We start from the raw sequence: 13,334 nt of genomic DNA, 5'->3' as shown, positions 1-13,334 counted from the left end.
TAATACTATTCCCTTTGATGGAACTAATTACTATGATTATATTTATTATCTGACGTCAGACCTTGATACTCTTGCCTCATTTTGTTTATGCAAAGATTAAGTTTAGGTCTTTGGGTGTTAGAATACTATCCACAAAATTAGGCCCGTGGATGATAGGTCTTATATATATCTGTTAATCTAGCTTTTGAAGCTTGTAAATATATTTGAGTTGTTGAAATATCGGCATGCCCGAGCATTTCTTGAACTGCTTGAAGGTCTGCGCCATTTTCCAAAAGATGAGTAGCAAAGGAATGCCTCAGCGTATGTGGCGTAAGTTCTTTTTCTATATTTGCATCCTTTCCTATGCCCTTAAGAATCTTCCAAAATCCTTGCCTTGACAGCCTTTGGCCATGGTGATTTACAAATAAAGCCTCATTTTCCTTATCTTTAAGTAACTTCCCCCGTGCATTTTCAAGATAATTTACTAATACAGTTGTTGCAATTTTTCCTAATGGAATGACCCTTTCTTTTTTCCCTTTTCCACTGCAACGAACAAATTGTAAGGAAACATTCACATCTTCCAGATTCAAAGAAACTAATTCCGATACTCGAATTCCGGTGGCGTATAGCAACTCCAACATGGCCTTATCGCGAACCCCATATTCATTATCCTCTTTAGGTGTATTCAATAAAGTCTCTACCTCAGCTAGTGTCAGCACCGTAGGCATTCTTTTCTCAAGTTGTGGGGATTGAATATGAAGGGTTGGATCTTCCATCGTAATTTTTTGGCGGAGTAAAAATTGATACAACGCCCGTATTGATGATAACGTTCGGGAAATGGATGAAGATGCCTTGCCGTTTTCTTTTAAAGATGCTAAATAATTGAATATGTGAATTCGACCAACCGCATCGAATGATTGGAGTTTTTCGGCTGTTTCAAGATATTTTATATATTGTTTTATATCCCTGCGATAAGAATCAACCGTATTTTTAGCAGCCCCATGTTCAGTCAATAAATATTGTAAAAATTCTTCTAAGTGGTCATTCATAAAAACTGGAACTCTCCTTTAATGACTTACTCCCCGTTTTGATAAAAATAAATAAGACGATCAACCCATGTAGGTGTAAAATCTTTTGCTTGAGCAGATACCTTTAAAGCCCCGCCCTCCGGCTCATCATAACGGTGATATTGTTCGTACTCTTGATTTATCCAGATAATTCCGAAATAAAAAAGCAATGTACAGCCCGTAAATAATATAAAAACTTTTAATGTATCAAAGGCAATTTTTAAAATTGACATGTCTCATTCCTCCAAAATCAATAAAAATAGTGTCAAGTGTACAACCCTATATTTAAAGATATGTCAACAATGAGAAATTTTATACATTGTGGAAAAAAGAAGAAAGTATTCCTTATTCTAAACTACAGAAAAATCAAGGATTTGTAAATATAAGGAGATATAAAAGAGGATGTCCAAAGCATTTTTGAACACCCTCTTTTTTACATGAAATTAAAATTTGGTTTTTTCTTCAATAAATTTCTTTAAATCTGCGATCGGCATCCGTTGTTGTTCCATTGTGTCACGGTTACGTACGGTTACCATATTGTCTTCTTTAGAATCAAAGTCATACGTAATACAGAATGGTGTCCCGATTTCATCATGGCGGCGGTAACGTTTACCGATGGAGCCAGATTCATCAAAGTCGACCATGAAGTAGTTAGCCAAATCTTCGAAAATGGCACGTGCCTCATCAGACAATTTTTTAGATAAAGGTAGGATCGCTGCTTTGTATGGTGCTAAAGCAGGGTGGAAGTGCATTACAGAACGAGTTGTTCCGTCCTCTAGCTCTTCTTCATCATAAGCATCCACTAAAAATGCTAATGTTACGCGGTCTGCCCCGAGTGACGGCTCAACACAGTATGGAATAAAACGCTCATTCGTTTCTTGATCATGGTAGTTGAAATCCTCGCCAGAGAATTCCATATGCTGCTTTAGGTCATAATCTGTACGAGAAGCAATACCCCAAAGCTCGCCCCAGCCGAATGGGAATTTATATTCAATATCCGTTGTTCCATTACTATAGTGAGAAAGTTCTTCTTCAGAATGTTCACGAAGACGCATATTTACCTTTGTCATTCCTAATGCTAATAGCCAGTTTTCACAGAACTTTTGCCAGTATTCATACCATTTTAATTCTTCACCCGGTTTACAGAAAAATTCCAACTCCATTTGTTCGAATTCTCTTGTACGGAATGTAAAGTTTCCTGGTGTAATCTCATTACGGAAGCTTTTACCGATTTGAGCAATACCAAATGGCAGTTTCTTTCTCATCGTGCGTTGAACGTTTTTAAAGTTAACGAAAATACCTTGTGCTGTTTCAGGACGTAGGAAGATTTGGTTCGCACTTGATTCAGTCACACCTTGATGTGTTTTAAACATAAGGTTGAACTGACGAATAGACGTAAAATCCTTGCTGCCACAATCTGGACATGCAATATCATGCTCTTTAATGAGCTCCTCCATTTTTTCAAATGGCAAACCGTCAACAACCAGTTCAATTCCCTTTTCATCCAGTGCATTTTCAATTATTTTATCAGCTCGGTGTCTGGCTTTACATTGTTTGCAATCGATCATCGGATCATTGAAATTGCCAATATGTCCTGATGCTTCCCATGTTCTTGGGTTCATAAGAATCGCTGCATCTAAGCCGACATTGTAGGGAGATGCTTGCACGAATTTTTGCCACCATGCTTTTTTCACATTATTTTTTAACTCAATTCCTAGTGGACCATAATCCCATGTATTTGCTAAACCACCGTATATTTCAGAGCCTGGAAAAACAAAGCCCCGATGCTTCGACATTGCGACTATTTTGTCCATTGTTTTTTCTACTGCCATTACCATGCACTCCTTAGATTAAATAAATATACATATAAAAAAGCTCCCATCCCTAAGCCAAAAATATCAGCTTAGGGACGAGAGCATTATTCCCGCGGTTCCACCCTAATTAGTACATTGCAAAACGGTATAGCTTTACCAATGCACTCACTTTAAAATAGTTAACTCCAGACTGCCGTTTCACTGAATTTCTTTACAAGGCTTTCACCATCCCTTGCTCGCTAAAAAGAGATTGTTCAGCTACTATTGTCCTTCATAGTTTTAACCAAATATGAATTTGTAAGATATCATACCAATTAGGTAATGAAACGTCAAGACCAAGTTTATTATTGTTGAATATTTTCTGCTTCTGTGTTCGTATTCGCAGTTGTATTTCCGGATGTATCATTCCCTGTCTGTTGATCTTCAGTTGACGGTGTCGCTTCTGATTTCTTCAGTTCAAAATAAGCATCCATTATACGACGGCCAATATATTTATTAATCGGATGTTTATCAGAGCTTACCCATGGAACTACAACGGAGAAAGCGACCTCTGGATTATCGAATGGAGCATAGCCGACTAAGCTCAAATTATACGTACTTGCTCCATAATATTCTCTTTTTGGCCCGTAATATTGACTCTGCGCTGTACCCGTTTTTCCCGCGGGACTGTATGGTGCATTACCAAAGTAGGCATAGGCCGTCCCACCGGACTCTTGATACACTTGACGGAAACCTTCCTGCACACGCTTCACATATTTTTCATCCATATCCACTTTATTTAACACATCTGGTTTAAATTCGTATTGCACATTACCCATTTCTGTATCATTGGTTGGCTTTCTGATTTCTTTCACGATAATCGGCTTCATCCTGTAACCGCCGTTAGCTATTGTTGACACATATTGCGCCATTTGTAGTGGTGTATAGGAATCATACTGCCCAATACTCATAAATAGCAACAAACCCGGCCTAGTTTCTTTTCCGATATAACCACTCGCCTCATTTGGCAAATCAATACCTGTTTTTACTCCTAAGCCAAATTGGCTGAAATAATAGCGCATCATATCAAAATATTTTGGTTGAATATTTAATGGTTCATTGTAACGGTATACAGCATTTGCCATATTGATTGTAGTTTTAAACATATAAACGTTTGAAGATTTCTTTAATGCTGTTAAATCATTGATGGAACCCATTCTTGTATAAGATCCTGTTAATTTCGTTCCCTTAATTTGAAGCGGTTCATCATACAGAAAAGTGCCAGGCTTGATCGCACCTGTTTGGTAGCCCGTTAGGATCGTAGCCCCCTTTACAGCAGAGCCCATTTCGTATTGACTTGTCATTGTTCCGATTGCAAAATCTTGAACTTCGAGTTTCCCGTTATTAGTAACGAGCTGCTTACCCGCTAATGAAAGAATCTCACCAGTTTTCGGATTCATCATGACAACGAAAGCACGGTCCATCAAATAGTTGCCGACCGTCTTTTTCGCTTTCATTAATTCTTCTTCAATAATTTGTTCAACCTTCTTTTGAAGCTCCATATCAAGGGTCAAAATAAGGTCTTGGCCGCGTTCGCCTTCTGACACAACCTCTGTGTCAAGGATATTGCCGCTTTTATCTTTAATGAACTTAACCTTTTCTTTACTTCCTCTTAAAACATCCTCATATTGTTGTTCAATATAACTTGCCCCGATTCTATCATTCCGGCTGTAATCCCGTGCTAAATAATAGTCTATTTTTTCAGCTGGGAGGCCTTGGGTTACATTTCCTAAAATGGTTTGAAAGGTCGTGCCATAATTATATTTCCGATCCCAGTTTGTCATAATATCGATTCCAGGGAGTTCACTTAAATGCTCACTAACAACCGCAAATTCCGTTTGGGAAACATGGTCCTTGACAATATTTAAGGTGAGATCATAGCCACGGTCTAATTCCCGTTTGATTTTGAAAACTTCAAGCTCCTCTGGAGTAAAAACGGATATGTCCTCTTTTGTTATCCGTTTGAGTTGTAATTTATACAGTTCATTATCCTCAAGCTCCTTGAATTCCTTTTCGGTATACTTTTCTTTTGCTTTTTCAGGGAACTTAATCAGCCAATAATCCTTTAAATCACGTTCATCCTTTTCTGAAATATCATTGATAGGCATTTCAATATATTTTGCTAATTGAGTCGCGACTTTCAATCTTTCTTCATGTGAAGTACCGGGCATGCGAGAATATACAATCGCATTTACTGGCTCATTATCAACAATCGTTCTCCACTTACGGTCATAAATTTTCCCGCGCGGAACTGGATTTTCGACAATTATATTCTCTGTTCTTTCAAGCTCTTTTGTATATTCCTCTCCATTAACAATTTGAACAACTCCCAGTCTCAAAATAACTATCGAAAACAGGAGAAAAACTGAGAAAAATAAAAAGTTCAAACGAAACGGGATATGGGATTTCTTTTTTGTATTATCATGATTCGTCATTTATAGTCATCCTTATCTTTTCTAGCCCTTTACGTATATTAATGCATTATACCATAAAAAAATAACCTGCCTTCTATTCAAAGGCAAGGTTTTTGTATTTTTCTTTCGCTTCTTTCCCATGGCAGCGATGACATACACCATGGAAGGTAAGACGGTGATCTTTGATTTTAAAATTCCAATCTTTTTCAATTATTTTTTCAACTTCACCTAATAAATCCTCTTGAACTTCATCCACAGCACCGCATTCCATACATACTAAGTGATGGTGGAAATGGGCAGCACCCTCTTTTCTTAAATCATAACGGGCAACTCCGTCTCCAAAATTAATTTTATCCACTATTTTTAATTCTGTTAGTAACTCCAACGTACGATATACTGTCGCTAATCCTATTTCAGGATATTTTTCTTTCACGAGGAGGTAAACATCTTCAGCACTAAGATGATCTTCTTCATGCTCTAATAAGACCCGGACGGTTGCTTCACGTTGTGGTGTCAATTTATAACTTTGAGAATGCAGCTGCTTTTTTATTCTTTCTATTCTTTTTTCCATAGAAGATTCCATAGAAGACCCCTCCCTCGTTCTCAATTATCATTATAGTCGATATACGAAAAGGGTGTCAAATTAGAATTATACTAAATTCTAAAGGTTAATTTAATTCCCTTATTAAAATTATTCTAAATTGATCAGAAAATCAATCTAATTATAAATGACATCGATCACATTTTTCATTAGAATTGGAGAAACATAGGCTTCAAAAGAGGAGGCTACACTGATGATTAATAAAATGCCGGCCATAACAAAGGAATACCGTACAAAATAAGGGAATATTGGTTCATTTACCTTTTTAACAAACTGCTTCCGGATCATCCTAATTGAAAAGGAAATGGCAGCCGTTGCGATAAAAATAAACCCTGGAACTAAAATCAAATTTTGCGGCATAACCGAAACAAAGGATAATAAAAATCCGTACCAGCCCATTTGATTCACTAAGAAACCAACTGTAAAACCAACGACAATTCCTTTTAAGAACAGTAAAATTAATATGATTGGCAAACCGATAATGGATAAGCCTAAAATCCACATTAACCCAACGTACTTGGCATAGTGAATAAAGCTTTGTTTAAACATTAATGAGGCATTAGCAAATTCACCATGTGATACTTGTCCGAAGAAGCGGCTTAAGTAATAGTATAGGTCCTCCTTTTGTGAATAGCTTAAGCTGTTCACGATGATCGCCCCAAAAATGACTCCTATTAATAATAAGACAGTCGTAAATAAATAGATCGATGAGTTTTCTCGAAAATGATTCATAACGACTGATTTTAATGTGCGGTTCATAAAAAATCCCCCTCAAAAAACAATAAGTAGAGCGAAAACTCTAGTTACATTATCATTTGGCTCTACTGTATTCTATGAGGTTTCCCAAGAATCTATGACTCTATTTTTCGGGAGAATTTTAGTCATTGTCTAGCTCCAACGCCTTGCTCACTTTCCCGTATCGTCCACCACCGCCAGCTGTTACTGATAACTCCCCTTTTCTTGCCTGCAAAATCATCTCAGCAATACATGAGCTTACGATTTTTTGCAGCTCTTCTTTAGGAACAAAATGAATAATATTCATTTCTGTCCCAAAATGGTCGCGCAGTTTTTCCAACGTTTTCGGTCCAAGCTTTGGGATGAAATCCAATGGGACTTGATGGATATAGGGAGGACGTTCTTCTATTTTTATTTTCTCTACCAAATGTCCCGGCTCTTTTTCCTGTGCCATTTTTAGCTCAAGTAAACGTTCGTATACCCCTTTTGTCATTCCTTTATGTCCACAGGCTGGACAGCATTCCCAGTTGTCCTCTAATCGTGTCAAGCATTTCGCACATGTCGTTCGATGATATTTACCGAGCCTTGGGTCCAGTCCGTAGTTCGCAAAAATTTTCCGGTCCTGTTTATTCGCTAGAGCCAGTTTTAATTCAGAAAAAGTAGGGCGATCCATTCGAATGGCTTGGTACTCTCTAGCAATTTTCCCTAATGAATGGGCATCAGAATTAGATAAAAACGTAAACTGATGGAGTTCCATTAATTGATCGGCCATTTCGGTATTGGAACTAAGCCCAAGTTCCACTGCATCTATTAATTTCGGGTCTAATATTTCCGTAAGTGATACGTTTACACCTACACCATATAGACTTTTGAACGGTGTAAAAACATGAGCCGGAATAAACAGACCGCCTAACTGCTTCACTTTTTCTTGAAGATTCCGCCCTGTTTCATAGATGCGCTGTGTACTTAGTGTGATATTTTTCATCCGCTCTTGTAACCAACCACTAAATGTCTCCATAATAGCTAAGGTTGGGAAAAACGCCAACACATGAATGGGTCCATGGCAAGTCTCATCATAAACTTCTATCTCTGAGCCTAAAATTAAAGTAACATTTGAAAAACGAAGGCCGCCTCCTTCTTCTTCAACTACTTTTTCCTCTTCTATTAAGACCTTTAATTCCTGTAGAACCTCCGGAACATGACAATCAATCACCCCGATCATATCCATTCCTTTTATAAAAGAGGCTTCATATAAAATATTTTCAATTGTTAAAGACTTCGCCCCCGTAATTTTTACGGGCCGTCCAGTTTTTGTTCGCCCAATATGGATATGAAGGTCTACGAAAAATTGCTTCATAATAATCCCTGACTTTGCTTCAACTGTAAATATTGAACGGCGTAAACAGTCTTAGCATCATATATTTTATTCTCTTCTATTAATGTCCCGGCCTCATCAAGGGTAACCTCTAGCAAATCTAGGAATTCATCATCGTCCAAACCCGCGGAATTTTCTAGCTTTTCTAACCGATCTGTATAGTAGACATGAACGATTTCATCTGCAAAACCTGGTGAAGTATAGAAAGATTGAATATGCTTAATAGAGTCCGACTTATAACCCGTTTCCTCCTCCAATTCACGCCGGGCGCAGTCAAATGGTTTTTCTCCCGGCTCAAGTTTTCCCGCCGGAATTTCATAAATAATCATATCAAGCGGTTTTCGATATTGGCGAACTAATAGCAGTTTTTTTTCATCTGTTAACGCAATAATCGCAACAGCTCCGGGGTGCCTTACAATTTCTCGTTTACTTGTATGCCCATTAGGGAGCTCGACCTCATCCAAACTAACCTTAATAATATTACCATTGTAAATTTCTGTAGATGATAATGTTTTTTCTCTTAAATGTTCCATATTTTTGCAACTCCTTGTTCTACTTCTCATCAATCTATCATAAAGTCTACCATACCAAAAGAAAAGCAAAAGCGCCCGTTCAGCGCACGACAGGACTGGAGCTAGACCGTGAAAAGGAGACCTATTTATGAAGATCTATGTTCAAAACAACAGCTTTAAAATGGTAGGAAAAGTAAAAGAAATTCGAGCCATGCTAAAAGAATATAGCCAGCATTTTACTTCCGTAAATGAATTGATTGAAAAAAATAATCATACGTATACGATCGTTTCTACTTCTACCAATAAGATGCCAAAACGCTCGCAATATTATTTACTGTTTCCTCAAAAAAATAAAAAACTGCCATAAAGACAGTCTTTTACTCAATTTTCTTTTTAAATTTTAATGTTGCCAGTAAACAGATTAGGAAGGCAAAAACGGAAAGAATCACAGTTTCCTGCCATAAGGAGGCAAGTGTACTTTCTTTTAAGAATATCCCTCGTAATATTTCTAAAAAATAAGTTAACGGGATTATACCTCCAATCCACTGAATGAAAACAGGCATTGTTTCTCGTGGGAACATAAAGCCTGACAACAAAACACTTGGCAATATAAAGGCAAATGACATTTGCATCGCCTGAAGCTGTGTCTTGGCAACAGTAGAAATCAACATTCCAACGGCCAATGTTGTAATCAAAAATAAAAAACTAAGAGCGATCAATAGGGTAATGCTGCCTTTCACCGGCACCCCAAACCAACCGACACCCGTTACTAATACGATTGTAAAAGAAAATATCCCAATAAAGACATAGGGAAGCAGTTTGCCGAGCATTAATTCTACCGGCCGGATTGGTGTTACAACGAGCTGTTCCATCGTTCCTCTTTCTTTTTCACGGACGAGGGCAAAAGCGGTTAAAATAGCCGTCACATTTTGCATGATTAAGCCGATAAGAGCTGGGATATTAAAGATCAAACTCTCCATATTCGGGTTATATAAAACCCGCGGTAATATTTCGATCGGCTGTTCAATATTACTAAGCCCCCTTTTTTCCATAAGTTGTTCTTGAATCGCCAGTGATTCATGCTGGGTTAAGAGCTGGGCATTGCTTAAGGCAATTCTTGCAGCATTTGGATCTGTACCATCGATCAACAATTGAACAGAAGTGGTTTCATGCCGATCTAGCTTGGAACTATAATCCGGTGGAATCACAATCCCTGTCTTGGCTTTGCCATCATCAATTAAAGCTTGGATCTCGTCACCGCTATAGACAATCCAATCTATATCAAAATATTGAGTATTAGCAAAGCTTTGAACTAAATCACGGCTTGCTTCACTATTATCCTGGTCCCAAACGACAGTGGGCAGATGGTCAATATCCGTATTGACCGCGTAGCCAAATAATAAGAGCATCATTAAGGGCATTGCAATCGCAATAGCTAAGCTAGGAGGGTCACGACGAATTTGGATAAACTCTTTTATAAAGATCGAACGAAATCTTAAAAATGAAAAAGTAGTATTCAGCTTACGCTCTTTTCTCTCATCCATCGCTTTCACTTCCCGACTCGGCATTCGTCACAAATTGAATAAAAACATCCTCTAAATTATCTACGTGATAATGATCTTTGAGCTCTTGTGGTGTACCATTTCCGAGTAATCGCCCAAAAAATATAAAGCTAATATAATCACAGGTTTCTGCCTCATCCATATAATGGGTGCTGACTAATATCGTGATTCCTTGTTCTGAAAGCTGATGGATGACATCCCAGAAAATTCGTCTTGAAACAGGATCAACTCCCGCGGTTGGTTCATCTAATATCAACACTTCTGGTTCATGGAGCAAGGCACATGATAAAGCCAAGCGCTGCTTCCAACCTCCCGATAATTTTCCAGCCAGTTGTTTTTCTCTTCCTGTTAAGCCGGCCATTTCGACTAACTCTTTTTTCCGGTGAAGTGCTTTTGATGGGTCCAGTCCGTAAATACCTGCATAAAAATCAAGATTTTCAGATACGGTCAGCTCTTCATATAAACTGAACTTTTGCGACATATAGCCAATATGGTGTTTTATTTTTTCAGAATCCTTCCGGATATCATACCCTAAAACGGTTCCACTTCCAGACGTCGGATCCATCAGGCCACATAGCATTCGAATCGTAGTTGATTTGCCAGAACCATTTGGTCCTAAAAATCCGTAGATCGACCCCTTCGGAATACTCATTGAAATATTATCAACAGCCACCAAATTCCCGAATTTTTTTGTTAAGTTTTCACATGTAATGGCCATTATCATTTTCCCGTCTCCTTGTTAAGGAAGCGTATATCGGCCGGCATGCCTGGTTTTAGTTGCTCATATCCTTCTGTCGGCTCGACAATGACTTCAAACACCATTTTTGTTCGTTCCTCTGGTGTTTGCACATTTTTAGGAGTAAATTCGGCAGAGCTTGAAATATATGTAATTTTCCCGCTAAAAGCTTTATCCGGGTATGCATCGACGAAAATTTCAGTTTTGCCGTTAAGCTCTACTTCATTCAATCTCGTTTCAGGAACATAAACCTTAACTTTAAGTTTATTTTGATCCAGCAATGTGTACATTTGAAAATTAGCCGTGACAACTTCACCTACTGAAATATTTCTTCTTAAGACGACACCATCGATTGGTGCCGTAACGTTTGTTTTATCAAGCTGAATTTGAATTTGCTCTTGTTTTGCTTCCGCTTGGTCGAGTTGGCTGGCCAATTTTAAAATTGTATGGTTTGTCGCCCCTTCCTGTTGAAGACTAAGCTGGGCCTGTTGTAGTTTACTATTAGCTTGCAGTTCTTTAATTTGGTTTTCGTATGTGCTTTGATCTTTTTTAGCCATATCATATAAAGATTCTACTTCCTTAAGCTTTGCTTTAAGTTGATTTACAGATGATGCAGCCTTATTTACCTGTTCTTCCTGCACTTTTAGTTCGTTTTCGGAAGCCGCTCCATTTTTATATAATTTTTCAATTTTTATCAATTGGTCTTTATAAAATAATTCTGTTTCTTCTGCGGATTTAAGCTGTGCTTTTATTTGATCGATATTTGCTTTTCTTTGAATTAACAAATCATTTAATTTTGATAACTGTATATTTACGCTATCAATCTTCACATCATTTTGCTCAAGCAGCGATAATGTTTTTTTAATTTCTTGATTACGAGTACCCGCTTTTACCTCATCAAGAGCCGCTTTTGCCGCTTGAACACCCGCTTTAGCTTCCTTCATTTGCGCTCTTATTAGGCGGTTATCAATTTGAACCAATGATTGTCCTTTTGTTACTGTATCACCCTCATCCGCTAAAAAGGCTTGTACAGGTCCTGTTACTTCAGCTAAAATCGGGATTTCTTCTCCCTCAATTGTACCGGAATACAGCTGTTCCTCATTAGCTGAACAAGCCGTTATTAAAAAAAATAAAGCTATGATTACAATAATCGAAGGTATTTTTCTCATTTGTGCAATGCTCCTTTCAAAAAAAATGCTACCTACCCATATCAGTAGTGTAGCACTTCGTTTTAAAAGGAAACATGATTTTTTTTACATATATAATCCAGCTAAAAAAATTCCGAGCGTTTCTTCATAAATTTCATTAAATTGGGAGAGTGGAAGCGGGTTTACACCGGACCCGAGTTCAACCGTAAAACCTGGCCGACGCCAATCTTGAATAAACCAATCTTTATATCCAGCATAACTGTCAACGGTTCGCACTGGTGTATATCCACTTACTCTGGCAAATTCATTGACAATAGTCTCAGCTTCAGGAGGTTCCAGGTTTTCAAAGCCCCAATAAATAACTTCCCCTTGGGTATGGAAAGCTAATACACGGTTAAAGTTCTTTCTTCGTGTTAATTCTGCCATGGCAATTGATTCCGGCTCTGATAATGGTTTTTCTCCTGGAAAATCCCTTGGTGCAGGCGCTTGCTCCCGTCTTTCTTTTTCAATCTCCCATTTGGCCGGAAATTGATCATTTAAATCGACACCACGAATATTGGCTTTCCATCCGGAAAAGTTACGGCTACCTCTGTTTATCTCTACAACCCTGCTTCTCCAAGGCTCCTCACTTGGTGGACCATTTAACACTAAATTTACACCATCCGGATTCACCATCGGTACAATGGAAAGGGAAACCTGTTGATAATACGGCAACATATATAAACCGCGGATTGGCGTTTGATTTGTCAAGGCTAATAAGTAATCATTTAAAAACGTCATGACTACAGGAGTTGTAATCCATTCATTCGCATGAAAAGAAGCATTATAATGAACCTTTTTATTTCCTCCGCCGATGTTGACTTCAGGAATAGCCCGGTTAAGTACTGTACGACCAATGGATGGGATGGTGATAAAAGGATAAATGCTCTTCAAGCGAACTAGATTTTCCATCATTAAATCATAACTGTAATTTTGCCGCCCTTCGACAACCCGCCAAATAATTCGTAATGGCACTCTTACCGTTTGACCAATCCGAAGTGCCCCGGGGTTTATATTCGGATTGACTAAAAGTAGGCTTTCTAATGATAAATTTCGTCTTTGGGCAATCGCCCATAATGTATCTCCAGCTCTTATTTGATAATTTGTAACGACAAATCCGGGAATTTTTATCGTTTGACCAATGTGAAGTTGATTAGCAGGAATTTCACGGTTGGAATCAAGAATAAGTTGGAGAGGTAGCTGGAACAATTGACTGTATTTCCAATAGGAGTCACCTTGTCTTACAACTATGTCCATCAAAAACACACCCTCTCATTTTTAAATAATCATTCAATATACATTTCTATGAGTGT

The 13,334-nt window shown here is 38.0% G+C and carries 13 protein-coding genes and 1 other annotated feature; of the genes, 1 reads left to right on the top strand and 12 read right to left on the bottom strand.

What is annotated here, in order from left to right; genetic code table 11:
- Positions 1-137 precede the first annotated feature (137 nt).
- The 8 genes from xerD to P9E47_RS22205 all read right to left on the bottom strand — a co-directional run bounded on the left by xerD (position 138) and on the right by P9E47_RS22205 (position 8,557).
- The gene (xerD, locus tag P9E47_RS22240; protein WP_003333024.1) at positions 138-1,028 is read right to left on the bottom strand and encodes a site-specific tyrosine recombinase XerD; all 891 of its coding nucleotides are present in this window, start codon (positions 1,026-1,028) and stop codon (positions 138-140) included.
- A 26-nt stretch (positions 1,029-1,054) separates the two neighbouring features.
- Positions 1,055-1,279: a YqzK family protein gene (locus P9E47_RS22235; protein ID WP_003333025.1), complete on the bottom strand. Its 225-nt coding sequence runs from the start codon at positions 1,277-1,279 to the stop codon at positions 1,055-1,057.
- A gap of 210 nt (positions 1,280-1,489) precedes the next feature.
- Entirely contained in the window at positions 1,490-2,878 is a 1,389-nt protein-coding gene (locus P9E47_RS22230; protein WP_326165046.1) for a glycine--tRNA ligase, read from the bottom strand.
- A gap of 70 nt (positions 2,879-2,948) precedes the next feature.
- Positions 2,949-3,144, bottom strand: a binding site (T-box leader).
- A 60-nt stretch (positions 3,145-3,204) separates the two neighbouring features.
- Positions 3,205-5,334 carry a peptidoglycan D,D-transpeptidase FtsI family protein gene (locus P9E47_RS22225; protein WP_003333028.1) on the bottom strand — a complete coding sequence of 710 codons (2,130 nt, stop codon included), beginning with the start codon at positions 5,332-5,334 and terminating at the stop codon, positions 3,205-3,207.
- Between the two features lie 73 nt (positions 5,335-5,407).
- Positions 5,408-5,884, bottom strand: a complete 477-nt coding sequence (fur, locus tag P9E47_RS22220) for a ferric iron uptake transcriptional regulator (protein ID WP_035197008.1) — start codon at positions 5,882-5,884, stop codon at positions 5,408-5,410.
- Positions 5,885-6,031: 147 nt separating this feature from the next.
- Positions 6,032-6,673 (bottom strand): stage II sporulation protein M, encoded by a 642-nt coding sequence (spoIIM, locus tag P9E47_RS22215; protein ID WP_003333030.1) that lies wholly within the window; start codon positions 6,671-6,673, stop codon positions 6,032-6,034.
- A 118-nt stretch (positions 6,674-6,791) separates the two neighbouring features.
- The gene (locus P9E47_RS22210; RefSeq protein WP_326165044.1) at positions 6,792-8,006 is read right to left on the bottom strand and encodes an endonuclease Q family protein; all 1,215 of its coding nucleotides are present in this window, start codon (positions 8,004-8,006) and stop codon (positions 6,792-6,794) included.
- Positions 8,003-8,557 carry an NUDIX hydrolase gene (locus tag P9E47_RS22205; RefSeq protein ID WP_003333032.1) on the bottom strand — a complete coding sequence of 185 codons (555 nt, stop codon included), beginning with the start codon at positions 8,555-8,557 and terminating at the stop codon, positions 8,003-8,005. The genes P9E47_RS22210 and P9E47_RS22205 overlap by 4 nt, the downstream gene beginning before the upstream one ends.
- A gap of 127 nt (positions 8,558-8,684) precedes the next feature.
- Here P9E47_RS22205 and mciZ point away from each other — a divergent pair, with 127 nt between their 5' ends.
- Positions 8,685-8,903 carry a Z-ring formation inhibitor MciZ gene (mciZ, locus tag P9E47_RS22200; protein WP_003333033.1) on the top strand — a complete coding sequence of 73 codons (219 nt, stop codon included), beginning with the start codon at positions 8,685-8,687 and terminating at the stop codon, positions 8,901-8,903.
- A gap of 10 nt (positions 8,904-8,913) precedes the next feature.
- On the opposite strand, the gene P9E47_RS22195 is transcribed toward mciZ, so the two are convergent.
- The 4 genes from P9E47_RS22195 to P9E47_RS22180 all read right to left on the bottom strand — a co-directional run bounded on the left by P9E47_RS22195 (position 8,914) and on the right by P9E47_RS22180 (position 13,278).
- Positions 8,914-10,080: an ABC transporter permease gene (locus P9E47_RS22195; RefSeq protein WP_003333034.1), complete on the bottom strand. Its 1,167-nt coding sequence runs from the start codon at positions 10,078-10,080 to the stop codon at positions 8,914-8,916.
- On the bottom strand, positions 10,073-10,822 hold the full coding sequence (locus tag P9E47_RS22190; RefSeq protein ID WP_003333035.1) for an ABC transporter ATP-binding protein: 750 nt from the start codon (positions 10,820-10,822) through the stop codon (positions 10,073-10,075). The genes P9E47_RS22195 and P9E47_RS22190 overlap by 8 nt, the downstream gene beginning before the upstream one ends.
- On the bottom strand, positions 10,819-12,003 hold the full coding sequence (locus tag P9E47_RS22185; RefSeq protein ID WP_326165042.1) for an HlyD family secretion protein: 1,185 nt from the start codon (positions 12,001-12,003) through the stop codon (positions 10,819-10,821). The genes P9E47_RS22190 and P9E47_RS22185 overlap by 4 nt, the downstream gene beginning before the upstream one ends.
- An 84-nt stretch (positions 12,004-12,087) precedes the next feature.
- Entirely contained in the window at positions 12,088-13,278 is a 1,191-nt protein-coding gene (locus tag P9E47_RS22180) for a M14 family metallopeptidase (protein ID WP_003333037.1), read from the bottom strand.
- Positions 13,279-13,334 lie beyond the last annotated feature (56 nt).

Source organism: Schinkia azotoformans (genome assembly GCF_035811335.1).
In the GTDB taxonomy this organism is placed as follows: domain Bacteria; phylum Bacillota; class Bacilli; order Bacillales; family Bacillaceae_J; genus Schinkia; species Schinkia azotoformans.
Note: the sequence above shows the minus strand (reverse complement) of the source record. Positions and strands in the feature narration are given on the sequence as shown.